Source organism: Micromonospora aurantiaca ATCC 27029, from assembly GCF_000145235.1.
GTDB lineage: Bacteria > Actinomycetota > Actinomycetes > Mycobacteriales > Micromonosporaceae > Micromonospora > Micromonospora aurantiaca.
Genome location: NC_014391.1, coordinates 4,953,910 through 4,980,310 on the forward strand (window position 1 = coordinate 4,953,910; position 26,401 = coordinate 4,980,310).

Genomic DNA, 26,401 nt, shown 5'->3' on the forward strand with positions numbered 1-26,401 from the left:
GGCGCCAGGGCCGCAGCACCCGGGACGACCGGCGTGCGCGCCGACGGTGGTCGCGCGCAGCGCTGACCGGCCGCCGCGAGCGCCCCTGCTCGTCACCGAACCCCCGCTCTCGCGTTCTCCACTCGTGGGGACCTCTCCCGACCGCCGGCCGCGACGCGAGCCCGGCACGCCCCCGCCCGCCGACGAGCCGGGCCGCCAGCGCGGCGTGAGCCGCCCGCACCGGCTCTCCGCACGTGGCGACGGCGACCAGGCCGTACCCCGGGAACCGGGTCGCGGCCACCGCCGCGGCCGCACCGGCGCACCGACCCGGCCCGCCACCGTGGCCGGCCGGCGCCGCCGCGCCGACCCGCTCGCCGGCCGCCGTCCCACACTCACCACCCGGCCGGGCGGCGACCCGGAACTGGACGGCGCCGACGACCCGCCGGACGGGCCGGACCGGCGCCGGATCGCGCTCGCCGCGCTCGTGGCAGCCGCCGCGCTCTCCGCCGCGACGCTCGTCGCCGGGCTGCTGACCTGGGTACCCGGCCGCGGCGACGACACCGGGACGGCACGCCCGCTCACCGCCGCCGAGGCCGACCGGGTGGCCGCGCTGCGGGTCACCAACCTGCGCGACGTACGCGCCGGCGTCCGGGTCACGGTCGGCGCCGGCGGCGCCCGTACCGAACTGGTCGGCTGGGTCGACTGGGCCCGCCCCCTGGTCTATCTGGACGTCGGCGGCCCGGGCGCGGGCGACGACCGGGGCCTGGTCCAGGCCACCGCGTCCGCGCTGCTGGTGCGGCCCGACCCCGGCGCGCTGCCCACCCCGGCCCGGCCCCCGCTGGTGCCGCCGGCGGACCGGTGGCGGATGCGGTCCCCGGCCGGCGGGCACAGCCTCGGCGCGGTACGCGACCTGCTGATCGGGCTCGGCGCCGACCGGGTCGACAGGCCCGCCGCGGACGGCCGGTGGCTACGCGCCGACCGGGTCGGCGGCATCCCGGTGGACGTGCTCCAGGCACCCCTCGCACCGCCTGGTGACCCGCGGCCGACGCTGTGGGTGGACGCCGACGCCCGGCTGCACCGGCTCACCGGCCGGCTGGCCGACGGCACACCCGTCACCGTCGACCTGACCCGCGCCGACCGGCCCACACTGCATCCGGTGGACGCCCTCGGCGGCCGGCCCGGGCAGCCCCGGGCGCTCACCGACGACGAAATCGCCCGGCTGGCCGCGCTGCCCGCCCGGCTCCGGGCACTGCGCGGCGCGGCGGTGACGGTGGCCGCTCCGCTCGCCCCGTCGGCGAACCTGCGGGCCACCGGCACGGTGGACTGGACGAGCCCGTCGGCGTACCTCGCGGTGACCGAGGAGGGCAGCGGCAGGCGTACCCTCCGGTGGGTCCGGCCGGGACGGGTGGCCGAGGTGCAGCGATCCCCCGACGGGCCCGCCACTCCCCCGGCACCGGTGCTGGCCGCGCTGCTCGCGGCCCCCGCGCGCCCGCCCGGCGACGACCTGGACCGGCTGCTCGACGCGGCGCTGCGGGCGGCCCGGCGCGCGCCCGCCGGTGACACCGTCCGGGTCCGGGAGGACCGGCTGGGCGACCGGACGGTCGACGTGTTCGAGGTGCCGGGCGGCAGACGCCTGTGGCTGGACCGGGGCGGTGTGCCGCACCGGATGGAACTGCGGACCGGGCCGGGCGTGTGGATCCGGCTGGACCTCACGCCGGGCCGTGCGGCGGGCAGCGGCGGATCGTCGGCCTCGACGTCGCGCTGAACCGGCGCGGCCTCCGCGGTCCGCCGAACCGGCGCCGCCGGGACGGCCCGGTCAGGGCCGCCAGCCGGTCTGCGCGGCCCACTCCTCGGCACGCAGGTGCTCCTCGTCGAACCAGGGATCGGTCACCGTGCCCCAGGCGGCGTGCTCCGGCGCGGCGGCCGCCAGCTCCCGCTTCACCTGGAGGTAGTCGGCCCGCCGCGCCGGGTCGGCGCGCAGGTGGTCGCGCATCAGCAGCGCGTACCGCCAGCCGGGCGAACCGGCCTCCCGCAGGTGCAGGCGCACCGGACGCGCCGGGTCCGCGCCGCCGTGCAGCCGCTTGGCCCAGCGCACCGGCTCCGGCTGTCGCGGGGCGTCCCACCACTCGCCCGGCAGCCGCGGGAAACCCGCCTCGGCCAGCCGCTGCGCGAGCGGCCCGTCCGCCTCGTTCAGCGAGGACACAGTCACCTGGATGTCGATCACGTCCGGCGCGGCGAGTCCCGGCACGGCGGTGGAGCCGACGTGGTCGACCCGGATCTCACCGCCGGCCGCGTGGCGGATCCGGGCGGCCAGCCGGGCGTACTGCTCGGGCCAGGTCGGGTCCGGTCCGGCGAGCGCCGTCGGGTCGGGCGGGACGGCGCGGCGTTCGCGGACGTTGCGCTCGTAGGGCGACAGGCGGTCCCGCCAGAGGGCGTCCACGGCGGCGTGCAGGTCGGTGAGCGTGCCGTCGTTGGTCAGGAGCACGTCGGCGATCGCACGGCGGGTGGCGTCGTCGGCCTGTGCGGCGATGCGCCGCTGCGCCTCCGCCGGGGCCATGCCCCGGTCGCGGGTCAGCCGGGCCATCCGGGTCGGCACGGCCGTCTGCACCACGACCACCAGGTGGTACGTCGGCGCGAGTCCCACCTCGGCCAGCAGCGGTACGTCGTTCACCACGATCGCGGCGGCGGGGGCGGCGGCGGCCAGCTCGGCGCTGCGCGCGCGTACCCGGGGGTGGGTGATCCCTTCGAGCGTGCGGCGGGCGGCCTCGTCGCCGAAGACCAGCGCGCCGAGGGCGGCCCGGTCCAGCGCCCCGTCGGCGTCCAGGACCTTCTCGGAGAAGGCGGCGACGACCTCGGCCAGCCCGTCGGTGCCGGGCGCGACGATCTCGCGGGCGATGCGGTCCGAGTCGACGATCACCGCGCCCAGCGTGGCGAGCCGGCTCGCCACCGCGCTCTTGCCCGATCCGATTCCGCCGGTCAGCCCCACCTTCAGCACCCGGACAGTCAACCGGATCTGCCGTCCGCATGCCAAACCCTTCCGGCGTACGACGCGGGCCCCGCCCCCGGCGCTCCGCTGGTGCGGAACGCGGGGACGGGGCCCGTCGTCAGAGGCAGTCGCGGGTTCGTCCGGTGGGACGAACAGGCGTCAGCGTCCGGTCACTTGCCGCCGGCGAGCTTCTCCCGCAGCGCGGCGAGCGCCTCGTCGGTCGCGAGCGTGCCGGCCGGCTCCTCGGCCTGACGGCTCGGGGCCGAGGTCGAGGTGGTGGTGCCGGTGGTGGCCGGAGCCGGGTTGGCGGCGGCCTCGGCGTCGGCGGCGCGGGAGGTCTGCACCTGCTTGGTGTGGGCCTCCCAGCGCTGACGCGCCTCGGCGTACTGCTGCTCCCAGGTCTCGCGCTGCTTGTCGTAGCCCTCGAGCCACTCGCCCGTCTCCGGGTCGAAGCCCTCCGGGTAGATGTAGTTGCCCTGGTCGTCGTACGTCGCGGCCATGCCGTAGAGGGTCGGGTCGAAGTGCTCCTCGCCCTCGACGAAGCCCTCGTTGGCCTGCTTGAGCGACAGCGAGATCCGGCGGCGCTCCAGGTCGATGTCGATGACCTTGACCATGACCTCGGAGCCGACCTGCACGACCTGCTCCGGGATCTCCACGTGGCGCTCGGCCAGCTCGGAGATGTGGACCAGGCCCTCGATGCCGTCGTCCACGCGGACGAACGCACCGAACGGCACCAGCTTGGTGACCTTACCCGGCACGATCTGCTGGATCGCGTGGGTGCGGGCGAACTGACGCCACGGGTCCTCCTGCGTCGCCTTCAGCGACAGCGAGACCCGCTCGCGGTCCAGGTCGACGTCCAGGACCTCGACCTCGACCTCCTGGCCCACCTCGACGACCTCGGACGGGTGGTCGATGTGCTTCCAGGACAGCTCGGAGACGTGCACGAGGCCGTCCACGCCGCCCAGGTCGACGAACGCGCCGAAGTTGACGATCGAGGAGACGACGCCCTTGCGGACCTGCCCCTTCTGGAGCTTGTTGAGGAACTCGGTGCGCACCTCGGACTGCGTCTGCTCCAGCCAGGCACGGCGGGACAGGACCACGTTGTTACGGTTCTTGTCCAGCTCGATGATCTTGGCTTCGAGCTCGCGGCCGACGTACGGCTGCAGGTCACGCACACGCCGCATCTCGACGAGCGACGCGGGCAGGAAGCCACGCAGGCCGATGTCGAGGATGAGACCACCCTTGACGACCTCGATGACCGAACCGCGGACGACGCCGTCCTCGTCCTTGATCTTCTCGATCGTGCCCCAGGCCCGCTCGTACTGCGCCCGCTTCTTGGAGAGGATCAGCCGACCCTCCTTGTCCTCCTTCTGGAGGACGAGGGCCTCGATGTGGTCACCCACCGAAACGACCTCGGCCGGGTCCACGTCGTGCTTGATCGACAACTCCCGAGAGGGGATGACACCCTCGGTCTTGTAGCCGATGTCGAGCAGGACCTCGTCCCGATCGACCTTGACGACGGTGCCTTCGACAATGTCGCCGTCGTTGAAGTACTTGATGGTCTCGTCGATCGCGGCGAGGAAAGCTTCCTCAGAGCCGAGGTCGTCGTGGGTGACCTTGTTGGCGCTCGAGGTGGCCTCGATGCTGCTCGTCATGTGGGCGGTTGCTCCGGTCGGATGGGTTGTCACAGCGGGCATGGGTGTCGCGGTGACTCTGCCGCGCCAACGGATCCGTCGCCGGGCACACCGAACGATCGACGCGAGAAGATCATTAGTGGCTCCGGTGACCGCGCACCTGCTCCCTGCCGAGGCACACGATCCGCGAGCGCATCGTCTAGCCTACCCGCTGCATTACCACAGCGTGCAAGCCCTCCCGGGTCCGCGCGAACTCATCCGCTGCGAAAGCGGAGATTTTGCGCGGTAAGGTGCCACAGCTGTCTCGTCCGTCACATCCGCCCCAGCCACCACCCCACCGCACCGGGTCCGGGCCGCCGGACCTAGCGTGAACCCGTGGACGACGACAGGGTGACCCGCCGACGGGTCGACGCCGGGGAGATCCGCCGCGCGAACCGCGGATGGTGGGACACCGACGCCGACACGTACCAGGCCGAGCACGGCGCGTTCCTCGGCGACGCCGACTTCGTCTGGTGCCCGGAAGGGCTGCGCGAGGCCGACGCCCGGCTGCTCGGCGACGTCGCCGGGCGGCGGATCCTCGAACTCGGCGCCGGGGCGGCCGCCGCCGCCCGCTGGCTCGCCGCCCAGGGCGCCCGGCCGGTCGCGCTGGACCTGTCCGCCGGCATGTTGCGGCACGCCGCCGAGGCCGCCGGGCGCACCGGGGTACGCGTGCCGCTGGTGCAGGCCGACGCGCTCGCCCTGCCGTTCGCCGACGCGGCGTTCGACACCGTCTGCACCGCGTTCGGCGCGATCCCGTTCGTGGACGACTCGGCGGCCGCGATGCGCGAGGTGGCCCGGGTGCTGCGCCCCGGCGGCCGATGGGTCTTCTCGGTCACCCACCCGATGCGCTGGATCTTCCTGGACGACCCGGGCGAGGGCGGGCTGACCGCCGTGCACTCGTACTTCGACCGCTCCCCCTACGTCGAGCAGGACGAGCACGGGGTGGCCACGTACGTCGAGCAGCACCGCACCCTGGGCGACCGGATCCGGGAGCTGGTCGGCGCCGGGTTCCGCCTGCTGGACCTGGTGGAGCCGGAGTGGCCGGCCGGGCACGAGGGGATCTGGGGGCAGTGGAGCCCGCTGCGCGGGCGGCTGTTCCCCGGCACCGCGATCTTCGTCGCGGAGAAGCCGGCGGACTGAGCGCGTCGCACGTCCGGTGCGACACGGGCTCCGGCACCCGGCGGTACGCTCGCCGCATGAGCGCCGAGCCCATCCCGGCGTCACCTGGCCCCTGGTGTCCGGACCCGATGCGGCAGCAGCGTGCGGACTACACGCTGGAGGATCTGCTCACCCTGCCGGACGACGCCCCCCGCGTCGAACTCGTCGACGGAGTCATCCAGGCGACACCCTCCCCCACCCTGGGCCACCAGACAATCTCCAGCCTGCTGTGGCTCTGGCTTCGATCGCACGCACCGGTTCACCTGCGGGCGTCCCAAGCCGTCGGGGTCGGGCTCAGCCCCAACACCAGCCGCCAACCGGACGTCCTGCTCCACCACGCCGGGCTGCCGAGCGACAGGTCCCTCCTGCGACCGGCGGACGTCGTCCTGGCCGTCGAGATCGTCTCCCCCGGCACCCGGCGGGTCGACCGGTTCGCCAAGCCGGGCGAGTACGCCGCCGCGGGGATCCCGTTCTACTGGCGGATCGAGCAGGATCCGGTGCACCTCTACGCGTACCGGCTCGGTGACCGGATCGGCCCCGGCGGCGAGCGGCAGTACGAGCTGGTGGACGACAGCAGCGAGGTGATCGAGCTGTCCGAGCCCTTCGCGATCAAGCTGCCGATCGCGGAGATCCGGCCCTGACCACGCCGTTACTCGGTACCCGCCGCGGGTAACCGGGCGGCATGGCCGAGAACGAGTTCCGCGCCGGCGACCACGTCTCCTGGGCCAGCCACAGCGGCCGGGCGTACGGCGTCGTCAAGGAGAAACTGACCGAGCGCACCCACGTACGCGGGCACACGGTGAACGCCTCGCCCGAGCAACCGCAGTACCGGATCACCAACGACGACTCGGGCCGCGACGTGGCCCACCGCCCGGAGGTGCTGCGCCATGAGTCGCGCTGAGGACCCGCAGCAGACGTACCGGGAGTTCACCGACGCGGTGAACATGAAGCCGGGCGAGCTGTCCCGCTGGCTGGAGAGCGAGGAGTCCAAGCACGTCGGCTGGCACAAGAAGGGCACCCAGGGCGGCGAGTCGGTCGGCCACGACTCCGGCCGGCGCATCGTCGACCTGCTGCGCCGCAAGCGCGCCGACCTCACCGCCGCCGACTACAAGCACATGCGCAAGGTGATCGGGTACGTCCACCGCCACCTGGCGCAGCGGCCCGCAGGCGACGTCCGGGACACCAGGTGGCGCTGGTCGCTGATGAACTGGGGTCACGACCCGCTCAAGGGCTGAGCCGCCCGGTCCGTTAGCCGCGCGTTGGTACCGTGCCGGCGATGACGACAGACGTCCCGACCGCCGGCCGTCATCCCCGCGCCGGGCGGGTGGTCCTCGTGGCGGGCCTCGGGCTCGTCGCCGTCGCGGCGCTCCTCCTGGTGGTGACCGGGAACACCGGCATCCGGTACAGCGCCGACCACGACGGCACCGTACCGATGTGGAGCCGGTGGATACCGGCGCTGGCCGGGATCGCGCTGATCCGGCTGATCCCGCCCGCACCCGACCCGAGATGGCCGGACCCGGTCGCGCCCTACCGCGAGGCGGTGCCGCTGCTGCTGGCCGGGATCGCGTTCGCCGCCGTCATGCCGCTGCTGGGCGGCGAACCCGCGTACACCGTGTTGAAGCTGGCGCTGCTGCTCGGCGTACCCACCGTGGTGTTCCTGGTCGCGCGCCGGTGGCCGCCGCGGTGGCGGCCGGGCCCGGCCCCGGCGGACGCCGCCCACCGGTGGGGTCCGGCGCTGCCGGTGGCGGTGTGGCTGGTGCTCAGTTACGCGACGCCGCTGGCCGTGCCGGCGAGCGACTGGGGGCGGACCGTCAAGCCGGTCGAGCTGGCCGTCACGCTGCTGGTGGCCTTCGCGGTGAACGCGCTGCTGGAGGAGGTCTTCTACCGGCGGTGGCTGCAGACCCGATGGGAGTCGCTGCTGGGACGCTGGCCGGCGATCGTGCTCGCGTCGCTGGTGTGGGCGGCCTGGCACGTGGCCATCCAGGGCAGCGGCCGGCCCGCCGTCGACCTGGCGTCGGTGATCGTGAACCAGGGGGTCGCCGGGCTGTTCCTCGGCTACCTGTGGTCGCGGTACCGCCGGATGTGGCCGCTGCTCGTGGTGCACGGCGCGGTCAACGCGATGCCCGTCCTGCTCGGCCTCTGACTTGACCCTGCCGCCGGCGGCACTGTCGGACGATGCCGGCATGGAACGCCGCACGCCACGCGTCGCCGTGGTCACCGGTGCGGGCACCGGCATCGGCCGGGCCACCGCACATGCCTTCGCCACCGCCGGGTACGCCGTCGTCGCGGTCGGACGGCGCGCCGCGCCGCTGTCGGACACCGCCGCCGGCTGGCCGGACATCACCCCGCTGACCGCCGACGTCACCGCGCCCGACGGTCCCGGCCGGATCGTCGGCGCCGCGCTCGACCGGTACGGCCGCCTGGACGTCCTGGTCAACAACGCCGGAGTGGCCGGCGGCGGGCCGCTGGCGGACCTGGACGAGGACGCCGCCCGGCGGCAACTGGAGACGAACCTCCTCGCACCCGTTCGGCTGGCGCACGCCGCCGTCGAGGCGCTCGCCGCGACACGCGGCGTGCTGGTCAACGTCACCACGTCCGTCGGCCTGCGCGCCTGGCCGGGCAGTTCGGTGTACGCGGCCGGCAAGGCCGCGCTGGACTCGCTGACCCGCAGCTGGGCGGTGGAACTCGCGCCGCGCGGCGTCCGGGTGGTGGCCGTGGCGCCCGGCGCGATCGACACCCCGATCGGCGTGCACAGTGGCCTGTCCCCCGAACGGCGGGCGGCGGTGCGGGACTGGCAACTCGCGCACACCCCGGCGGGCCGGATCGGCCGCCCGGAGGACGTAGCCTGGGCGATCCGGCGGCTCTGCGAGCCGGAGGCGGGCTTCGTCACCGGCGTGGTGCTGCCGGTGGACGGGGGCGCGGTGGTCGCGTGAGAGGACGGTGACGGCGGTGCGGATCGGCGCGGTGGCGAAGGCGACGGGCTGCACGCCGCGTGCCCTGCGGCACTACGAGGAACACGGTCTCATCGCCTCGGCCCGGGCGGCGAACGGCTACCGCGAGTACGACGACGCGGTGGTCACCCGGGTCCGCAACATCCGTCACCTGCTCGACGCCGGGCTGACGCTCGACGACGTGCGGGTCTTCCTGCCCTGCCTGGACGGGGACGTGGCGTCCGCGCCGCCGTCTCCGGCCGGGCTGCGGGTCGGCCGGGAGCGGCTGGCCGTGCTGGACGCCCGGATCGCCGCCCAGGTGGCCGTCCGCGACCGCCTGGCCGCCGCCCTCCAGGCTGCCGCCCCTGCGCCCCCGCCCCTCCTCTCGCCGCCGCCTCCTCGTGTGCGGGACGGGTGAGCGGGCGGGTGGTGGCCGGCGCGGGTGGGGCGGCGGTGGGGTCAGTGGTCGGCGCTGTTCCAGTCGTGGCCCTCGCCCACCGACACCTCCAGCGGCACCGACAGCGGGTACGCCTCACCCATCTGCTTGCGCACCAACGCCTCCAGCGTCTCGCGCTCGCCCGGGGCGACCTCGAAGACCAGCTCGTCGTGCACCTGCAGCAGCATCCGGGACCGCAGCCCGGCGTCGCGCAGCGCGCTGTCAACGTGCAGCATCGCGACCTTGATGATGTCGGCCGCCGAACCCTGGATCGGGGCGTTGAGCGCCATCCGCTCGGCCATCTCGCGGCGCTGCCGGTTGTCGCTGACCAGGTCGGGCAGGTAGCGGCGGCGGCCCAGGATGGTGGAGGTGTAGCCGTCCTGGCGGGCGCGGGCCACCACCTCCTGGAGGTAGTCGCGGACCCCGCCGAACCCGGCGAAGTAGTTCTCCATCAGCCCGCGCGCCTCCTCGGCGCTGATGCCGAGCTGCTGGGACAGGCCGAACGCGCTGAGCCCGTACGCCAGGCCGTAGTTCATGGCCTTGATCTTGCGGCGCTGGTCGGCGGTCACGTCGCCGACCTCAACAGTGAAGACCGAGGACGCGGTGGCGGCGTGGAAGTCGTGCCCGGAGTTGAACGCCTCGATCAGCGCGTCGTCCGAGGACAGATGCGCCATGATCCGCATCTCGATCTGGCTGTAGTCGGCGGTGAGCAGGCACTCGTAGCCCTCGCCGACCACGAACGCGCGCCGGATCCGCCGCCCCTCCTCGGTGCGGATCGGGATGTTCTGCAGGTTCGGCTCGGTGGAGGACAGCCGCCCGGTCGCCGCCACGGTCTGGTTGAACGTGGTGTGGATGCGGCCGTCGTCGGAGACGGACTTGAGCAGCCCGTCGACAGTCGACTTGAGCTTCGCGACGTCACGATGCCGCAGCAGGTGGTGCAGAAGCGGGTGCTCGGTCTGCGCGAACAGCCACTGGAGCGCGTCGGCGTCGGTGGTGTAGCCGGTCTTGATCCGCTTGGTCTTGGGCAGGCCCAGCTCGGTGAAGAGGATCTCCTGCAACTGCTTCGGCGACCCGAGGTTGAACTCCCGGCCGACCACCTCGTACGCGCCCTGGGCGGCGGCCTTCACCTCGGCGGCGAAGTGCGCCTCCAGCTCGGAGAGGTAGTCGGTGTCGGCGGCGATGCCGGTGCGCTCCATGGTGGCGAGCACCCGCATCAGCGGCAGCTCCACGCCGGCCATCAGCCGGGCCGACTGCTCGCCGTCGCGGGACAGCTCGGCGTCGATCGCGTCGGCCAGGTCGAGCGTGGCGCGGGCCTGGAGCATGAGGTTCTGCTCGGCCACGCCCTCGTCGCCGAGCCCGTCGAGAGTGAGCTGACCGGTCTCCGGCGCGTCGACGCGCAGCTCCCGGTGCAGGTAGCGCAGCGCCAGGTCGGTCAGGTCGTAGGAGCGCTGGTCGGGGCGGGCCAGGTAGGCGGCGATCTGCGTGTCGCGGGCGATGCCGTGCAGCTCCCAGCCGTGCGCGGCGAACGCCAGCACCGCCGGCTTGCTGTCGTGCAGCACCTTCGGGCGCTCCGCGTCGGCCAGCCACCCGGCCAGCGCGGCCTCGTCGTCGGCGTCCAGCCGGCTCGGGTCGAACCAGGCGCCCGCGCCGGCGGCGGTGGCCAGCGCCATCGCGGTGACCGTGGCGGTGTGCCGGCGGTTGGGGCCGGTGTCGAGCGTGACCGCCAGGCCGACCGGTGCGCCCGCCGGGGCGTGCGTGCCGAGCCAGCCCGCGAGCGCGCCCGGCTCGGTGAGCACCTCGCCTGCGAGATCGAAGCCCGCCTCGGCCTCCGGCTCGACCGCTTCCAGGTATTGGTAGAGCCGGTCACGCAGGATGCGGAACTGAAGCGTGTCGAAGACCTGGTGCACCGCTTCGCGGTCCCAGCCCTGCCAGCGGGCGTCCTCGGGGCGGACCGGCAGCTCCAGGTCGGAGACCAGGCAGTTGATCTCGTAGTTGCGGATCACGTCGGCCAGCCGCTCGCGCAGGCTGTCGCCGGCCTTGCCCTTGATCTCGTCGGCGCGGGCCACCACGCCCTCGACGCCGCCGTACAGGTTGATCCACTTGGCGGCGGTCTTCGGGCCGACGCCGGGCACGCCCGGCAGGTTGTCGCTGGTCTCGCCGACCAGCGCGGCCAGGTCGCGGTAGCGGTCCGGGGTGACGCCGTACTTCGCCTCGACCGCGGCCGGGTCCATCCGGGCCAGGTCGGAGACGCCCTTGCGCGGGTAGAGCACCGTCACCCGCTCGCCGACGAGCTGGAACGCGTCCCGGTCGCCGGTGGTGATCAGCACGTCCATGCCCTGGTCGCGGGCCTGGCAGGCGAGCGTGGCGATGACGTCGTCGGCCTCGTAGCCCTCCTTCTCGACCACCGGCACGCGCAGCGCGGCGAGGACCTCCTTGACCAGGCTGACCTGGCCCTTGAAGTCGGTCGGGGTCTCGCTGCGGCCGGCCTTGTACTCCGCGTACCTGTCGGTGCGGAAGGAGCGGCGGGAGACGTCGAACGCCACGACGATGTGCGTCGGCTGCTCGTCGCGCAGCACGTTGATCAGCATCGAGGTGAAGCCGTAGACGGCGTTCGTCGGCTGCCCCGTGGTGGTGGAGAAGTTCTCCACAGGCAGGGCGAAGAACGCCCGATATGCCAGGGAATGTCCGTCGACGAGGAGCAGGCGCGGCGTCGTAGCTGTCACGGCTGCGACTCTAGTCCGTACGCCCGACAACCTCGTGCAGCACGGCTGGTAGAGAGCCTAAGCAGGTCAACCAGTCTCACCACCGACCGCGCTTGCCTCCACAACCGCAGGTGCGCATTACTTCAAAGGGACGAGTTCAGAACCACCAAAATGGGCGAATGACTTCCGCCAGCAATTATCACGGATAAGGAGATATGTCAATGCTTGATAATATTCAATGCGCAAATTAGCTAACGTTCATGAAGGTCAAGATTGCGGCCACAGCGGCCACTGCAGCGCTCGCAGCTACCGGCCTGATGGGTGTCACTACTGAAAGCGCGTCCGCCGATCCGGGACATTGTTGGGTGTCAGGGGCGATCGCAGATGCCAACCCATACGCCCTTTACCAGATCCGGAACAAGTGCGGAAGCTCCATCCGAGTCCGAATCGTCTGGCAGTACGAGACCACAGGAGCGACACGAAAGGGTTCCTGTAAAACGATTCCGGCCTATGGTGACGCATGGTGGAGCGACACCTGGGCCTTCCGGTACTTCTGGGCAGAAAACTGCTAACTAGGCATTGGAGACGACTCCAGGAGGGAATAGGCAATTGGGGAACGGCAAGGCTGTAATAGCGGCCGCCGCAATGACGGCATCGCTCATCGCCATTCCAATGGGCGCAAGCCCGGCAAAAGCTGATCCTGGCACCTGCGGGATCCGCCATGACTTCGGCACCAGCCAGGACGGCATCTATCAGTACATAGTACGTAACCAGTGCTCGCGCGTCGTCAATATGAAGATCCGCACCCAGGGGCACTGGCTATATTGCAAACCCGTGCCCGCCAACGGCTACGCTGGATGGGTGAGCATCTATTTCGACAATAATTGGATCATCGGCTACTGCTGATCGGTGCAGGCAGGTACTCCGGATTTCACCGGCGCGGGGAGCGCCTGCCTGCACCTCCAAACCTCCCTACAGAACCTTGGCCAGGAACGCCTTGGTCCGCTCGTGCTGCGGCGCCGAGATCACCTCGCGCGGGTCGCCCTGCTCGACCACCACGCCGCCGTCCATGAACACGAGATGGTCACCCACCTCCCGGGCGAAGCCGATCTCGTGGGTCACCACGATCATCGTCATGCCGTCGCGGGCCAGGTTCTTCATCGTGTCCAGCACCTCGCCCACCAGCTCCGGGTCGAGCGCGCTGGTCGGCTCGTCGAACAGCATCAGCTTCGGCCGCATGGCCAGCGCCCGGGCGATCGCCACCCGCTGCTGCTGGCCGCCGGAGAGCTGACCGGGGTACGCGCCGAGCTTGTCGCCCAGCCCCACCCGGTCCAGCAGCTGCGCGGCGTGTTCCCGGGCCTGCGCCTTCTTCGCCTGGCGCAGCAGCACCGGCGCCTCCATGACGTTCTGCAGCACCGTCATGTGCGGGAACAGGTTGAACCGCTGGAACACCATGCCGATGGCACGGCGCTGCGCGGCGACCTCCTTGTCCCGCATCTCGTACAGCTTGCCGCCGCGCTCCCGGTAGCCGATCAGATCGCCGTCCACCCAGATCCGGCCGGCGTCGATCTTCTCCAGGTGGTTGATGCAGCGCAGGAACGTCGACTTGCCGGAGCCGGAGGGCCCGAGCAGGCAGCACACCTCGCCGGAGCGGACCTCCAGGTCGATGCCCTTGAGCACCTCCAGCGGCCCGAACGACTTGTGCACCTGCTCGGCCCGCACCATCAGCCCGGACTCGGCGCTCGGCGCGGTGCCCTGCGCGGGTACGGTCAGCTCGGTCACTTCACCACCCCCGCGCCGCCGCCGGCCTCAGCCGTCATCCCCCGCAGCTTCAGCCGGGCCCGTCCGGTCACGCCGTAGCCCTTGCCGAAGTGGCGTTCCAGGTAGTACTGCCCGACGAGCAGGATGCTGGTCAGGAACAGGTACCACAGACAGGCCGCGACGTACATCGGGAAGATCTGGAACGTCCGTTTACCGACGGCGTCGAGCTGGAAGAACAGCTCCACGCTCACCGGTACGTAGAGCAGCAGGGACGTGTCCTTGAGCATGGCGATGGTCTCGTTGCCGGTCGGCGGGATGATCACCCGCATCGCCTGCGGCAGCACCACCCGGCGCAGCAGCTGGGCGCGGCTCAGGCCGAGCGCCTGGGCGGCCTCGGTCTGGCCGGGGTCCACCGACTGGATGCCGGCCCGGACGATCTCCGCCATGTACGCGGCCTCGGAGAGCGCGAGGCCGAGCAGACCGGCCATGAAGCCGGTGAGGATGTCACGGGAGGAGAACCCGAACAGCCGCAGTTGCAGGTTGTCGATGCCGAACAGCTGGCCGATCTGGGTGTCGAACGGCACCCCGAACTCGACCCGGCTCCACAGGATGCCGATGTTGCCGAAGACGGCCAGCAGGACCAGCCGGGGCACGGCTCGGAAGAACCAGGTGTAGAGCCAGGCCACGCCGCGCAGGATCGGGTTGTCCGACAGCCGCATCACCGCGATCACCACGCCGAGCGTGACGCCGATCAGCATCGCGCTGACGGTCATCAGCACGGTGCCGCGCAGCAGGCCCTCGATGATCGGCGGCCGGAACATCTTGTCGACCATGAAGGACCAGTTGAAGGCCTCGTTTGTGACCAGCAGGTGGACGAACATCGCGGCCAGGACGGAGAGCACCGCCACCGCGACCCATCGTCCGGGGTGCCGCACGGGCACGGCCTTGATCGGTTCCGGCCGTGCCCGTGCGGTTGTCGCTTCCTCGGTGGTCATGTCGTCACGGGTTGATCGCGGGGTCCGTGATCGCGCCGTCTCCCACCTTCCACTTGTCGAGCACCTGCTTGTACGAGCCGTCGGCGATCACGGCCTTGGTCGCGTCGCGCACCGCCTCGGCCAGCTGCGTCTGCTCCTTGGCCAGCACGTAGCCGTACGGCGCCGCCTCGTACTGCTTGTCCAGCAGCTCCAGGGCGTCGTTGGACTGCGTCACCGCGTACACACCGACCGGGTAGTCGGCGAGCATCGCGTCGTCCTTGCCGGACACGACGGCGGCGGTAGCGGCGTCCTGGCCCGGGAACTGGTCGATGGTGATCGCCGGCTTGCCCGCGTCGGTGCACGCCTTGGACCGCTTCTGGATGTCCTCGACCTGGACCGTGTCCTTCTGCACCGCGATCTTCTTGCCGCAGGCGTTGTCGAGGGTGACGCCGGCCGGGTTGCCCTTCTTGGTCACCCACTGGGTGCCGACCTGGAAGTAGCTGACCATGTTCGCCTGGCCCTTGCGCTCGTCGTTGATGGTGAACGACGAGACGCCCGCCTCGTACTTGCCCGAGTTGACGCCGTTGATGATGTCGCCGAACGGCGCCGAGACGAACTCCGCCTTGAGGCCCAGCTTGGCCGCCACGGCGGTGAACAGCTCGACATCGAAGCCGACCACGGTCTTGCCGTCGGTGTCCAGGAACTCCGCCGGGGCATACGTGGAATCGGTGCCCACCACGATCTTGCCGTCCGACTTGATCGCGTCCGGAACCTTCGCGGCCAGCGCGGCGTCCGCCGACGACGAGACGCTGGGGCCGTCACCGGGCTGCGTGGTGCTCTCCTCCTCGCCGCACGCGGCGAGGGAGAGCAGCAGGACGGCCGCACCGGCGACGCCGAGCGCCGCCCGCCGTCCGGGGTTGGGGTGGAACATGGCTGTACTCCTTTTGCGAGGGGTCGGTCAGGCCACGCCGAGGTAGGCCTCTTTGACCGAGGGGTCGTGCAGCAGGTCCGCGCCGGAACCGCTCTTGACGATCCGGCCGGTCTCCAGCACGTACGCCCGGTGGGCCCGCGCCAGCGCCTGCTGGGCGTTCTGCTCCACCAGCAGGATTGTGGTGCCCTGCTGGTTGATCTCCGTGATGATCGTGAAGATCTGCTGGATCAGCATCGGCGCGAGACCCATCGACGGCTCGTCGAGCAGCAGCAGCTTCGGCCGGCTCATCAGCGCCCGGCCGACCGCGAGCATCTGCTGCTCACCGCCGGAGAGCGTGCCGCCGGGCTGCTTGCGCCGCTCGGCCAGCCGCGGGAACAGCTCCAGCACCCGGGCCAGGTCCTGCGCGATGCCGGCCTTGTCGCGCCGGGTGTACGCGCCCATGTCCAGGTTCTCCAGCACCGACATGCCGGGGAAGATGCCCCGGCCCTCGGGCGCCTGGCACAGCCCGCGCCGCACCCGCAGGTCGGCCCGGAGCTTGGTGATGTCCTCACCGGCGAACTTGATCCGGCCGGAGGCGACCGGCCGGATGCCGGAGATCGCCCGCATGGTGGTGGACTTGCCGGCGCCGTTCGCGCCGATCAGCGCGACGATCTCCCCTTCGTCCACGGTCAGGCTGATGCCGTGCAGCGCCTGGATCCGCCCGTAGAGCAGGCTCACGTCCTCGATCTCAAGCAGCATCGTCCGGCACCCCCAGGTACGCCGCGACCACCTTCGGGTTGTCCCGCACCTCGGCGGGCAGCCCTTCGGCGATCTTCTTTCCGAACTCCAGGACCACGATCCGGTCGGTCACGCCCATCACCAGGCGCATGTCGTGCTCGATCAGCAGCACCGTCACGCCCTGGTCCCGGATCTGCCGGATGAGCTGGAGCAGCTCTTCCTTCTCCGCCGGGTTGAAGCCGGCGGCCGGCTCGTCCAGGCAGAGCAGCTTCGGGTCGGTGGCCAGCGCGCGGGCGATCTCCAGCCGGCGCTGCTCGCCGTAGGACAGGTTGCGGGCGAACTCGTGCATCCGGTTGCGGATGCCGACGAACTCCAGCAGGCGCTCGGCCTTCTCCCGGCCCTCGCGCTCCTCCTTCCAGTGCCGCGGCAGGCGCAGCAGGGCGGAGATCACGCTGGTCTTGTGGTGCGCGTCCGCGCCGACCTGGACGTTCTCCAGCGCGGTCATCTCCGGGAAGAGACGGATGTTCTGGAACGTACGGGCCATGCCCATGCGGGTGATCTGGTGGCGCTTCTTGCCACTGATCTTCTGGCCCAGGAACCGGATCTGCCCCTCGGTGGGCTGGTAGATGCCGGTCATCGCGTTGAAGCAGGTGGTCTTGCCGGCGCCGTTCGGGCCGATGAGACCGAGGATCTCACCCTTGTAGAGGGTGAAGTCCACGTCGTTGAGGGCCACCACACCGCCGAAGCGCAGCGTGACGTGGTCGACCTCCAGCAACGGCTCCCGCTCGTTGACCGTCTCGACGGCGGGGGCCGCCGCCTGGGCCGGAACGGCCGGGGTCTGCTCGGTGTCACTCACCGACGATCACCTCCTTGCGGCGGTCCTTGAACTCCGCCGCTCGTCGCCGGTTCGGGATCAGGCCCTGCGGCCGGAAGATCATCATCACCACGAGCACCAGGCCGAAGAAGAGGAACCGGTACTCGTACAGCTCGATGCCGAACAGCTCGATGCCACGGAACCGCTCGATCATGTACGCCACCAGGCCACCGCCGACGATCGCACCGACGATGTTGCCCGAGCCGCCGAAGATGACAGCGGCCAGGATGATGATCGAGTTGAGCAGCTCGAAGTTCTGCGAGTTGACGAAGTTCTGCTTACCGGCGAACAACGCGCCGGCCAGGCCGGCGATGGCCGCGCCGGAGGCGAACGCCCACAGCTTGAACTTGAACGTCGGCACACCCATCAGCTGGGCCGCGTCCTCGTCCTCGCGGATCGAGATCCAGGCCCGGCCGACCCGGCTGTGGGTCAGGTTCCGCACCCCGATCACCACCAGGATGATCAGCGTGAGCACCAGCCAGTAGTACGGGCGGGCGTCGAGCACGCCGAACCACGGCCGGCCGTCGGCGTACTGGCCGGGCGGGTGCGGGATCTCGCTGAAGCCCCGCTGTCCCCTCAGGAACTCGGAACTGACCGCCGCGATCCGGATCATCTCGGCGAAGCCGAGCGTCACCAGCGCCAGGTAGTCACCGCGCAGGCGCAGCGTCGGCGTACCCAGCATGACGCCCGAGACCATGGTCAGGCCGATCGCGATCGGCACCACCAGCAGCCACGGCCACAGCGTCTTGAGGTTGCTGCTCGGCGAGGTCAGCACCGCGACCGTGTACGCGCCGACGGCGAAGAAGCCGAAGTAGCCGAGGTCGAGCAGGCCGGCGAAGCCGACCACGATGTTGAGCCCGACCGCCAGCAGCACGTAGATCGAGACCGTGAACAGCACCTGGGTGAAGTTCGCCCCGGGCGTCGGGATCGGCCCGAGGTACTGGTAGAACTCCTTGTTCGGCAGCGCGTAGAAGAACACGATGACCGCGGCCAGCAGCACCCAGCGCACCCAGCGCGGTGCGTGATGCCAGCGCTCCGAGATCGCGCGCCGACCCTGCCGCAGCTTGTCCGCCGCCGTCTCCCGCCGCTCCGGCGGGTCGATGGTGGTCGTCATGCGCGTGCCCTCCCCAGTGATTCGCCCAGCAGACCGGTCGGCCGGAACATCAGCAGCACGACCAGCACCGCGAACGCGGCGAAGTCCTTCCACTGACTACCGAACAGGCCCGAGGCGTAGTTCTCCACGACGCCGAGCAGCAAGCCGCCGACCAACGCGCCGCGCAGGTTGCCGATACCACCGAGCACCGCCGCGGTGAACGCCTTGAGGCCCAGCAGGAAGCCGACGCTGTAGGTCAGCGTCTGGATCCGCACGTCGTAGAGCAGGCCCGCGACACCGGCCATGGTGCCACCGGCGATGAAGACCATCAGGATGATGCGGTCCTTGTTGACGCCCATCAGGGCCGCCGTGTTGGCGTCCTGGGCGACCGCGCGGATGCCACGGCCGGTACGGCTGCGGTTGATGAACTGGTCCAGCGCGAACATCATCACCAGCGCGGACCCGATCGTGAGCAGCTGCACCGCGTCGATCGGCACGCCGGCGATGTGGAACAGCGGCTCCGAGCTGACCAGCCGGGGCGCGCCCTCCGGCAGACGCCGGGTGTAGACGCCGAACGCCTCGGAGATGGCGATCGAGGCGCCGATCGCGGTGATGAGGAACGCCAGCGGCGGCGCGTTGCGCTTCCGCAGCGGCCGGTACGCCACCCGTTCGATCACAGTCGCCGTGCCCGCCGAGGCGATGGCCGCCACGATCATCGCCACCAGCAGGTAGAACAGGATCGAGCCGATACCGCTTACCTGCGAGTTCTGGTCGAGTCCGAAGCCGTTCCAGGTCCAGATCGCGGCGAAGGCGCCGGCGATGAAGACCTCGGAGTGGGCGAAGTTGATAAGCCTGAGCACGCCGTAGACAAGCGTGTAGCCGAGCGCGACCAGGGCGTAGATGGCGCCCTGCGTCAAGCCGGTCGTGGTGAGTTCCCCGAAGTTGGAGAACAATCCGTCGAAGTCCAAGGGAGGGACGCTCCGTCGCTCAAGAGAAAAAGAGGGTGCGGCCGGGAGCCAGCTCCCGGCCGCACCCGCGATCACAACTCAATCGCCAGCCCAGCGATCGACCGATCAGGACTTGGGGATCTCCTGGTCCGGGACGACCTTGCCGCCCTGCACCTTGAACGCCCAGACCTTGACCTGCGCCGGGTCGAGCTCGCCGCCCTCGACGAACTTGTAGGTGGACGCCACGCCCTCGCCGCTGTAGCCCTTGACGAACTCCAGCAGGTCGGCACGGCTGGTCTTGCCGGCCTTGATGCCCGCCAGCAGGATGTTCGCCGCGTCGAACGCGGTGTCGCTGTAGGTGCCCGGCTCGGTGCCGTTGAGCGCCTTGAAGTCGGCGGCGAAGGTGCCGCGCGCCTCGGTGGACGGCTGGCAGGGGCAGGTGAGGATGGTGCCCTCGGCAGCCGCCTGGCCGGCGGAGGTGATGTAGGCGCCGTCGTTCACGCCGTCACCGGCGACCAGCGGAGCGGTGACGCCGGCAGCGGTGAGCTGCTTACGGATCAGGCCGGCCTCCTGGTAGTAGCCGCCGTAGAAGACCGCCTTCACGTTGGCGGCCTTGACCTTGGTGACCACACCGGAGAACTCGACCTGCTTGCCCTCGCCCTGGACCTTGTCGCTGCCCACGACCGCGGGGCCGAGCACCTTCTTGACCTCGTCGGCCAGGCCGGCACCGTAGGCGGACTGGTCGTCGATGACGTAGACCCGGTCGGCCTTGAGCACGTTCTTCATGTAGACGCCGGCGGCGGGGCCCTGGCTCAGGTCGTTGCCGACCGCACGGAAGAACGTCTTCCAGCCCTTGGTGGCCAGGGTCGGGTTGGTCGCGGAGGGGGTGATGGTGACCAGACCGGCCTCGTTGAACAGCGGGCCGGCGGCCTCGGACTCACCCGAGTAGGCCGGACCCACGACACCCAGGATCTTGGTGTCGTCGATCGCCTTCTGGGCCAGACCCGGCGCCTGGTCCGGGCTGCCCTGCGAGTCGAGCTCGGCGAGCTCGACCTTGCAGTCCGGGTTCTCCTTGTTGTACTTGTCGACGGCCAGCTTGACGCCGTTCTTCTCGTTGATGCCCAGCGCGGCCGAGCTACCGGTCAGCGCGCCGAAGAAAGCGATCTTGCTCCCGCAGGCGCTGCCCCCGGAACCCTCATCGTCGCTGCCGCTGGAACAAGCGGTGCCACCGGCGACGAGCGCCAGCATGGCGACCCCGCCGATCACGCGTGCGAGCTTCTGCCTCAAGGCCCGAACCCTCCTCCGTCCATGATCCGAACCACCCGCCGCTGATTGGCCCTTGCGGGGTGGACGAACCAAGACCGTCGTCGCCGGTCTGGGCCGGGACGTTATCCCACCGCGAGCGGTGGCGTAAGACCTGGAAAGCGGGGTTGACCGAACCGTTACACGCCGTGGCGGATTCAAGCCCATCGGCGTAAGAAGCGAAGGCGGGCAAAGGCTTTCACCGACTATTCCTCGGTAACGGGCCAGGCCCTCCCCACCCGCTACCGATCGACGGCGGACAACGCCCCCCACCAGGCACGGGATGTTTTTCCGTCGTCGGCGACCACGAGCAGCCCGTCGTCGCGGACGGCCACCGTCAGCGCCGCGTCGCCCCCGTCCGGCACCGGCACCGGCGTGATCACCGGAAGCCACGACGCACCGCCGTCACGCGACATCCAGAGCCGTCGCTGACCCCCGTCCCCGGTCACCGCGACGAGCCGCCCACCGGACGCCGCGAGCGCGTCCACCGACGACACCCCGGGGCCCGCCGAGCCGAACCCGCCGACCCGCCGCCACCCCTGCGCCGCACCCGCCGAACCGGCGGACGGCGAGCCGCAGTCGTCGCACCCGCGCCACACGGCGAAGCGGTCACCCACCGGGCCGACCGCCACCGGCCCGCCGTCGGCCGGCACCACCCGCTCCGCCGCCCCGGAGGTACCCGCCGGCATCGGCAGAGCCACCCGCCGCCACACCCGGCCGTCGGCCGAGAACCACGAAAGCGGCGTCCGGGACGTACCGCCGGGCGGCAGCAACGACCCCACCACCAGCCAGCCCGGCCCCACAGCCGCCACGTCGTACGCCGCCGTCCGGCCCCGGCCGTCGCCGGCCAGCTCCGCGACCCCCTCGCGCAGGACGAACCCCTCCGCGTCCGGCGACGACCACACCGCCGCACCGTCCGCGCGCGCCCCGGCGACCAGCCAGCCGGCCGGACCCGCCGCCAGCCGCGACGCGCTCACCGCGCGCGGGCCGCCGAACAACTCGAACGCCGCCGGAATCTCCCGCAACGGCCCACCCGGACGCCACACCCACGTTCCGGTACGCGGATTGCCGTGCACGCCACCGGTCTTCGCGCCCAGCGCCGCCATCCCGTCGTCGCGGCACGCCACCGCGTAGAGCACGTGCTGGCGGCCGTAGAACGTCTGCGCGCGCACCGGAATCGGCGACCAGGTCACGCCGTCCGATGAGGACCACGCAGCCGGGCGGGTCTCCCCCGCCGGATCGACCAGCCCGCCCACCACGTACCACCGGCCGGCGCACCGCGCGACGTCGCGCAGCACCGGACGTCCGGTGGCGCCGGCGGGAAGGGCCAGATCGACGGACTGCCACTGCGGTCGTACGGGGGCAGGCTCGGGCAGCGGTCGCGGAGTCGCGTGGCAGGCCACCAGGAGCAGCGCGGCGACGACGGCGACGAGGACCGGCCGGGCGCGCGCGGAAGGCATGGATCCGATCCTATCGATCGGACGCCTCCGCGGGAGGTCAGGACGCGGGCTGCTCCACCTCGCCGCCGGCGGTCTCCGCGAGGATCCGCTCGGCGACCTCCTTCATGGTCATCCGGTGGTCCATCGCGGTGCGCTGGATCCACTTGAACGCCTGCGGCTCGGTCATCCCGTACGTGGTCATCAGCGCACCCTTGGCGCGCTCGACGGTCTTGCGGATCTCCAGCCGGTCGGTGAGACCGGCGACCTCCGACTCCAGCGCGGCGATCTCGGAGTAGCGGGACAGCGCGATCTCCACCGCCGGCACCAGGTCGCTCTTCTGGAACGGCTTGACCAGGTACGCCATCGCGCCGGCCGCCCGCGCCCGCTCCACCAGGTCACGCTGGCTGAACGCGGTCAGGATGATCACCGGGGCGATGCGCGCGCCGGCGATCCGCTCGGCGGCGGCCAGCCCGTCCATGATCGGCATCTTGATGTCGAGGATGACCAGATCCGGCTTGAGCTCCTCGGCGAGCTTGACGGCGGTCTCGCCGTCACCGGCCTCGCCGACCACCTCGTAGCCCTCTTCGACAAGCATCTCGGCCAGGTCCAGCCGGATGAGCGCCTCGTCCTCGGCGATCAGAACGCGCTTGCGCTCGGCGTCCGCCTGCATCTCGCCCACGAGCCACTCCCACCGGTTCGAGCCCGACACCCGCCGTGCCGGGTGTCGCCGCCCCTAGCGTAGTAGGTAACCTATGGCACGACGCGAGAGCGTCGCGCGAGCCTGTCCCCGTATTCCAATCGGCAGAGAAACGGAGCTCAAACCTCCGACAGTGTGGGTTCGAGTCCCACCGGGGACACCGAAGTTGTCGTACGGGCGTTCGAAGATGCTCTCGTGCACCCACCCGAGATCCGCGCCCGAGCACGTCAGGCCTTTCTGTCCGGGGCGACCGTCGCGGAGGCGGCCCGCGCCGTCGGCCTCAACTACCGCACCGTCTGGCACTGGTGCAGAGACCGCCCGACCGCCGCGGTTCTAGGCACCGCACTGCGGTGTTTCCGTTGCCGCGACGATGTCAGCGTTCCGACAGATCCGGCGGCCTACGCCTATCTTCTCGGGCTCTACCTTGGCGACGGGCATCTCGTGACCAGGGCGCGGGTGCCGGTGCTCCGGATCTCCTGCAGCAACAGCTGGCCCGGACTGATCGAGGCGTGCGACGACGCCATGCGCGCGGTGCTGGCGGAGAAGGTGCAGCGCGTCCGGCATCCGGGGTGCGTCAGCGTGCAGAGCTACGGCAAGCACTGGCCGTGCCTGTTCCCCCAGCACGGCCCTGGCAAGAAGCACCAACGCCCGATCGTCCTGGCCGACTGGCAGCGCCCCATCGTCGAGGCCCACGCGGGCGACTTCCTCCGCGGCCTCTTCCATTCCGACGGCTGCCGCTTCGCCAACCGGGTCGTCGTCCGGGGCAAGGAGTACGTCTATCCCCGTTACATGTTCCACAACGAGTCGGGCGACATCATGGGCCTGTGCCAGCAGGCCCTCGACCGGCTCGGCATCGCCTGGCGGATGAACCGCCGCAACTCCCTGTCGGTGGCCCGCCGGGAAGCCGTCGCCGCACTCGACCGGCACGTCGGCCCGAAGTCGTGACCCGGCGACGCCGCGCACGCGGCCTGCCGACGGGCGTCAGATCCGCGACAACGCCCGCGCGAGATCCGCCCGCAGGTCCTCCGGGTCCTCCAGGCCGACCGAAACCCGCAACAGCCCGCCGCACGGCTTGGCGTCGCCCTCGACCGGCCGGTGGGTGAGCGAGGCCGGGTGCTGGATCAGCGTGTCGACGCCGCCGAGCGACACGGCGTGCGTGATCAGCTCGCAGGCGCCGGCGACCTCGGCCGCGGCGGGCGCGCCGCCGCGTACCTCGAAGGCGAGCAGGCTGCCGGTGCCGGACATCTGGCGGCCGACCAGTCCGGCCGGGTCGTGCAGCGACGGGTGGTGGACGCGCTCGACGGCGGGGTGCCCGGCGAGCCAGGCGGCGAGCTTCTCCGCGCCGGCCTGCTGGGCGCGGACGCGCAGCGGGAGGGTCTGGATGCCGCGGTGCAGCAGATAGGCGCCGAGCGGGTGCAGGACGGCGCCGGTGACGGCGCGGACCTGACGCAGCCGGGCGGCCCACTCGGGTCCGCAGGCGACGACGCCGGCGAGGACGTCGCCGTGGCCGCCGATGCTCTTGGTGGCGCTGTGCAGCACGAGCGCGGCGCCGTGGCGGGCGGGCTGCTGGAGCACCGGGGTGGCGACGGTGTTGTCGACGAGCAGCGGGACGTCACCGGCGGCATCGGCGAGCGCGGCGATGTCGACCAGGTCGAGGCTGGGGTTGGCAGGCGTCTCGACCACGACCAGGGCGGTGTCGGGGCGGATCGCGGCGGCCACGTCGGCGGTGGTGGCCCAGGTGACAGCGGTGCCGAGCAGGCCGGTGGCGAGGACGTGGTCGGTGCCGCCGTAGAGGGGGCGGACGGCGACGACGTGACGCTTGCCGTCGCGGGTGGCGGCGAGCAGGGTGGCGGTGAGCGCGGCCATGCCGCTGGCGAACGCGACGGCCTCGGCGGTGCCTTCGAGCTCAGCGAGGGCGGTCTCGAACCGGGCCACAGTGGGGTTCCAGAGGCGCTGGTAGACGGCGCTGCCGCCGGCCGGGAGGGTGCCGCCGGTGGCGAGTGTCTCGTAGTCGTCACCGCCGCCGGCCACCGAGGGCAGCGGGTTGGTGGTGGACAGGTCGATCGGCGGGACGTGGACGCCGAGCCCGGCGAGGTCGGCGCGCCCGGCGTGTACGGCTGCGGTGTCCACGGAAGTCATGGGGGAAGCGTCGAACATGACGACGGCTAGAGGCAATAGCAGCGAACAAGATTCTGACGATCACGCTTTCGCCCGGCTGCGATTCGGTGAAGGATGGTCGCATGCCTGCCGCACCGAATGATGTACGGCCGTTCGCCGGCCTGGACGACACCGACCGCGCGATCCTCAGCGAGCTGGCGGCCGACGGCCGACTGCCGAACAACGCGCTGGCCGAGCGGGTCGGGGTGGCGCCGTCGACGTGCCTGACGCGTACCCGGGCGCTGCGCGAGTGCGGGGCGATCCGCGGGTTCCACGCCGAGGTGGACCCGGCGGCGGTGGGCCTGCCGTTGCAGGCGCTGGTGTCGGTGCGGCTGACCGCGCACGAGCGGGCCGCTGTTGACGCGTTCCGCGCCCGGTCGGTACGGCTGCCCGGCGTGGTGTCGGTGTTCCACGTGGCGGGCGCTGAGGACTACGTGCTGCACGTGCGCGCCGCCTCCGGCGACGCGCTGCGGGACTTCGTCCTGGATCATCTGGCTGTCGATCCGGCGGTGCAGCACACGCAGACCAGCCTGATCTTCGAGCAGGCCCGCGGTATGGGGTAACGCACCCGGCGGAACAATTCCGGCACGTCACGGGTTGCACCTGCCTGTGATCGACGTACCCATGTCTGTTCTTGATCTTGCCCCGGTGGCGGCGACCGGCAACGCCGGTGAGGCGCTGCGGTACACCACGGAGCTGGCCCGCCGCACCGAGGAGCTGGGCTACCGCCGGTTCTGGGTGGCCGAGCACCACAACATGCCCGCCATCGCGAGTTCCGCCCCGGCGGTGCTGCTCGCGCACCTGGCGGCGAACACCAGCACGATCCGGCTCGGCTCGGGCGGGGTGATGCTGCCCAACCACGCGCCGCTGGTGGTGGCCGAGCAGTTCGGCACGCTGGAGGCGCTGCACCCGGGCCGGATCGACCTGGGCATCGGCCGGGCGCCGGGCACCGACCAGGTGACCGCGCTGGCGCTGCGCCGCACCATGGAGGGCCTGTCCGCGGAGCACTTCCCGCGCGAGCTGGCCGACCTGATGAACTACTTCTCCGGCGCCGAGCCGGGCCCGATCACCGCGACGCCGGGCCGCGGCCAGTCGCCGCAGGTGTGGCTGCTCGGGTCCAGCGGGTTCAGCGCGCAGCTGGCCGGTCTGCTCGGGCTGCCGTTCTCGTTCGCGCACCACTTCAGCTCGCAGAACACGATCCCGGCGTTGCAGCTCTACCGGCAGAACTTCCGGCCGTCGCAGTGGCTGGACCGGCCGTACGCGATGGTGGCTGTCAACGCGGTCTGCGCGGAGACCGACGAGCGGGCCGAGTGGCTGGCCGGGCCGTCCGGGCTGTCGTTCCTGAAGCTGCGGTCGGGGCGGCCGGAGCCACTCGTCACGCCGGAGGAGGCGGCGGCGTACCCGTACTCGGAGTTCGAGCGGGAGTTCGTCGCCCAGCGCCGCGACGGCCAGGCGACCGGTTCGCCGGAGACGGTGGCCCGGCAGCTCGGTGAGTTGCTGGAGCGCACCGGCGCGGACGAGCTGATGCTCACCACGATGGTGTACGACGTGGCGGACCGGGTCCGCTCGTTCGAGCTGATCGCCGAGAAGGTGGCGGGCGGGCTGCGCCGGGAGGGCTGAAACACGCTCTTCATAGCGACGTCAC

At 71.5% G+C, this 26,401-nt stretch carries 25 protein-coding genes, 1 tRNA gene and 1 pseudogene; 13 read left to right on the forward strand and 14 right to left on the reverse strand.

All coding sequences use genetic code 11. From position 1 onward, the window contains the following. Nucleotides 1-124 precede the first annotated feature (124 nt). The gene (locus tag MICAU_RS21770) at nucleotides 125-1,744 is read left to right on the forward strand and encodes a hypothetical protein (protein ID WP_244879648.1); all 1,620 of its coding nucleotides are present in this window, start codon (nucleotides 125-127) and stop codon (nucleotides 1,742-1,744) included. A 51-nt stretch (nucleotides 1,745-1,795) separates the two neighbouring features. On the opposite strand, the gene coaE is transcribed toward MICAU_RS21770, so the two are convergent. Further along, nucleotides 1,796-2,974 (reverse strand): dephospho-CoA kinase, encoded by a 1,179-nt coding sequence (coaE, locus tag MICAU_RS21775; RefSeq protein WP_013287502.1) that lies wholly within the window; start codon nucleotides 2,972-2,974, stop codon nucleotides 1,796-1,798. Nucleotides 2,975-3,135: 161 nt separating this feature from the next. Then, a complete protein-coding gene (gene rpsA / locus MICAU_RS21780) occupies nucleotides 3,136-4,662 on the reverse strand; it encodes a 30S ribosomal protein S1 (protein WP_047893869.1) in 1,527 nt (508 codons plus the stop codon). Nucleotides 4,663-4,974: 312 nt separating this feature from the next. Between rpsA and MICAU_RS21785 the strand changes: the two genes are divergently transcribed. From MICAU_RS21785 to MICAU_RS21815, 7 genes and pseudogenes are all read left to right on the forward strand, one after another. Beyond that, nucleotides 4,975-5,778, forward strand: a complete 804-nt coding sequence (locus MICAU_RS21785) for a class I SAM-dependent methyltransferase (RefSeq protein ID WP_013287504.1) — start codon at nucleotides 4,975-4,977, stop codon at nucleotides 5,776-5,778. Between the two features lie 107 nt (nucleotides 5,779-5,885). Beyond that, entirely contained in the window at nucleotides 5,886-6,437 is a 552-nt protein-coding gene (locus tag MICAU_RS21790; protein WP_013287505.1) for a Uma2 family endonuclease, read from the forward strand. Between the two features lie 41 nt (nucleotides 6,438-6,478). Next, a complete protein-coding gene (locus MICAU_RS21795) occupies nucleotides 6,479-6,697 on the forward strand; it encodes a hypervirulence associated TUDOR domain-containing protein (protein WP_013287506.1) in 219 nt (72 codons plus the stop codon). Next, nucleotides 6,684-7,028: pseudogene (locus MICAU_RS21800) on the forward strand (DUF3140 domain-containing protein); the annotation flags it as partial. The gene MICAU_RS21795 and the pseudogene MICAU_RS21800, both read left to right, overlap by 14 nt. A 44-nt stretch (nucleotides 7,029-7,072) precedes the next feature. Beyond that, on the forward strand, nucleotides 7,073-7,939 hold the full coding sequence (locus tag MICAU_RS21805) for a CPBP family intramembrane glutamic endopeptidase (protein WP_013287508.1): 867 nt from the start codon (nucleotides 7,073-7,075) through the stop codon (nucleotides 7,937-7,939). 40 nt (nucleotides 7,940-7,979) lie between these two features. Then, nucleotides 7,980-8,729 carry an SDR family NAD(P)-dependent oxidoreductase gene (locus MICAU_RS21810; RefSeq protein ID WP_013287509.1) on the forward strand — a complete coding sequence of 250 codons (750 nt, stop codon included), beginning with the start codon at nucleotides 7,980-7,982 and terminating at the stop codon, nucleotides 8,727-8,729. A gap of 7 nt (nucleotides 8,730-8,736) precedes the next feature. Then, nucleotides 8,737-9,144 carry a MerR family transcriptional regulator gene (locus tag MICAU_RS21815; RefSeq protein ID WP_013287510.1) on the forward strand — a complete coding sequence of 136 codons (408 nt, stop codon included), beginning with the start codon at nucleotides 8,737-8,739 and terminating at the stop codon, nucleotides 9,142-9,144. Between the two features lie 41 nt (nucleotides 9,145-9,185). Here MICAU_RS21815 and polA read toward each other — a convergent pair whose 3' ends face one another. Next, nucleotides 9,186-11,885 carry a DNA polymerase I gene (gene polA / locus MICAU_RS21820; protein WP_013287511.1) on the reverse strand — a complete coding sequence of 900 codons (2,700 nt, stop codon included), beginning with the start codon at nucleotides 11,883-11,885 and terminating at the stop codon, nucleotides 9,186-9,188. A gap of 624 nt (nucleotides 11,886-12,509) precedes the next feature. On the opposite strand from polA, the gene MICAU_RS32535 reads away from it, so the two are divergent. Further along, nucleotides 12,510-12,770 carry a hypothetical protein gene (locus MICAU_RS32535; RefSeq protein WP_167545743.1) on the forward strand — a complete coding sequence of 87 codons (261 nt, stop codon included), beginning with the start codon at nucleotides 12,510-12,512 and terminating at the stop codon, nucleotides 12,768-12,770. A 66-nt stretch (nucleotides 12,771-12,836) separates the two neighbouring features. Here the strand turns inward: MICAU_RS32535 and MICAU_RS21825 are convergent, their stop codons facing one another. The 10 genes from MICAU_RS21825 to MICAU_RS21870 form a co-directional block, all read right to left on the reverse strand. Further along, nucleotides 12,837-13,589 (reverse strand): amino acid ABC transporter ATP-binding protein, encoded by a 753-nt coding sequence (locus MICAU_RS21825; RefSeq protein WP_167545759.1) that lies wholly within the window; start codon nucleotides 13,587-13,589, stop codon nucleotides 12,837-12,839. A 53-nt stretch (nucleotides 13,590-13,642) separates the two neighbouring features. Further along, nucleotides 13,643-14,620, reverse strand: a complete 978-nt coding sequence (locus tag MICAU_RS21830; protein WP_013287514.1) for an amino acid ABC transporter permease — start codon at nucleotides 14,618-14,620, stop codon at nucleotides 13,643-13,645. Nucleotides 14,621-14,624: 4 nt separating this feature from the next. Further along, entirely contained in the window at nucleotides 14,625-15,530 is a 906-nt protein-coding gene (locus tag MICAU_RS21835) for an ABC transporter substrate-binding protein (RefSeq protein WP_013287515.1), read from the reverse strand. 27 nt (nucleotides 15,531-15,557) lie between these two features. Continuing rightward, nucleotides 15,558-16,268 (reverse strand): ABC transporter ATP-binding protein, encoded by a 711-nt coding sequence (locus tag MICAU_RS21840; RefSeq protein WP_013287516.1) that lies wholly within the window; start codon nucleotides 16,266-16,268, stop codon nucleotides 15,558-15,560. Next, entirely contained in the window at nucleotides 16,258-17,103 is an 846-nt protein-coding gene (locus MICAU_RS21845) for an ABC transporter ATP-binding protein (RefSeq protein ID WP_013287517.1), read from the reverse strand. Before MICAU_RS21845 ends, MICAU_RS21840 begins: the two co-directional genes overlap by 11 nt. After that, on the reverse strand, nucleotides 17,096-18,235 hold the full coding sequence (locus MICAU_RS21850; protein WP_013287518.1) for a branched-chain amino acid ABC transporter permease: 1,140 nt from the start codon (nucleotides 18,233-18,235) through the stop codon (nucleotides 17,096-17,098). The genes MICAU_RS21845 and MICAU_RS21850 overlap by 8 nt, the downstream gene beginning before the upstream one ends. Next, a complete protein-coding gene (locus tag MICAU_RS21855) occupies nucleotides 18,232-19,182 on the reverse strand; it encodes a branched-chain amino acid ABC transporter permease (protein ID WP_013287519.1) in 951 nt (316 codons plus the stop codon). The genes MICAU_RS21850 and MICAU_RS21855 overlap by 4 nt, the downstream gene beginning before the upstream one ends. Nucleotides 19,183-19,287: 105 nt before the next feature. Beyond that, nucleotides 19,288-20,448, reverse strand: coding sequence for a branched-chain amino acid ABC transporter substrate-binding protein (locus tag MICAU_RS21860; RefSeq protein WP_013287520.1), 1,161 nt, complete (start codon nucleotides 20,446-20,448; stop codon nucleotides 19,288-19,290). A 257-nt stretch (nucleotides 20,449-20,705) separates the two neighbouring features. Continuing rightward, nucleotides 20,706-21,923 carry a hypothetical protein gene (locus MICAU_RS21865; protein ID WP_013287521.1) on the reverse strand — a complete coding sequence of 406 codons (1,218 nt, stop codon included), beginning with the start codon at nucleotides 21,921-21,923 and terminating at the stop codon, nucleotides 20,706-20,708. Between the two features lie 37 nt (nucleotides 21,924-21,960). Next, nucleotides 21,961-22,581, reverse strand: coding sequence for an ANTAR domain-containing response regulator (locus MICAU_RS21870; protein WP_013287522.1), 621 nt, complete (start codon nucleotides 22,579-22,581; stop codon nucleotides 21,961-21,963). A 104-nt stretch (nucleotides 22,582-22,685) separates the two neighbouring features. On the opposite strand from MICAU_RS21870, the gene MICAU_RS21875 reads away from it, so the two are divergent. After that, nucleotides 22,686-22,759: transfer RNA gene (locus MICAU_RS21875), tRNA-Leu, on the forward strand. A gap of 35 nt (nucleotides 22,760-22,794) precedes the next feature. Next, a complete protein-coding gene (locus tag MICAU_RS21880) occupies nucleotides 22,795-23,544 on the forward strand; it encodes a helix-turn-helix domain-containing protein (protein ID WP_013287523.1) in 750 nt (249 codons plus the stop codon). A 36-nt stretch (nucleotides 23,545-23,580) separates the two neighbouring features. Here MICAU_RS21880 and MICAU_RS21885 read toward each other — a convergent pair whose 3' ends face one another. Beyond that, on the reverse strand, nucleotides 23,581-24,756 hold the full coding sequence (locus tag MICAU_RS21885) for a trans-sulfuration enzyme family protein (RefSeq protein WP_013287524.1): 1,176 nt from the start codon (nucleotides 24,754-24,756) through the stop codon (nucleotides 23,581-23,583). 83 nt (nucleotides 24,757-24,839) lie between these two features. On the opposite strand from MICAU_RS21885, the gene MICAU_RS21890 reads away from it, so the two are divergent. Both MICAU_RS21890 and MICAU_RS21895 read left to right on the forward strand, forming a co-directional pair. Then, nucleotides 24,840-25,319, forward strand: a complete 480-nt coding sequence (locus tag MICAU_RS21890) for an Lrp/AsnC family transcriptional regulator (protein WP_013287525.1) — start codon at nucleotides 24,840-24,842, stop codon at nucleotides 25,317-25,319. A gap of 61 nt (nucleotides 25,320-25,380) precedes the next feature. Then, on the forward strand, nucleotides 25,381-26,376 hold the full coding sequence (locus tag MICAU_RS21895; RefSeq protein ID WP_174361724.1) for an LLM class flavin-dependent oxidoreductase: 996 nt from the start codon (nucleotides 25,381-25,383) through the stop codon (nucleotides 26,374-26,376). Nucleotides 26,377-26,401 lie beyond the last annotated feature (25 nt).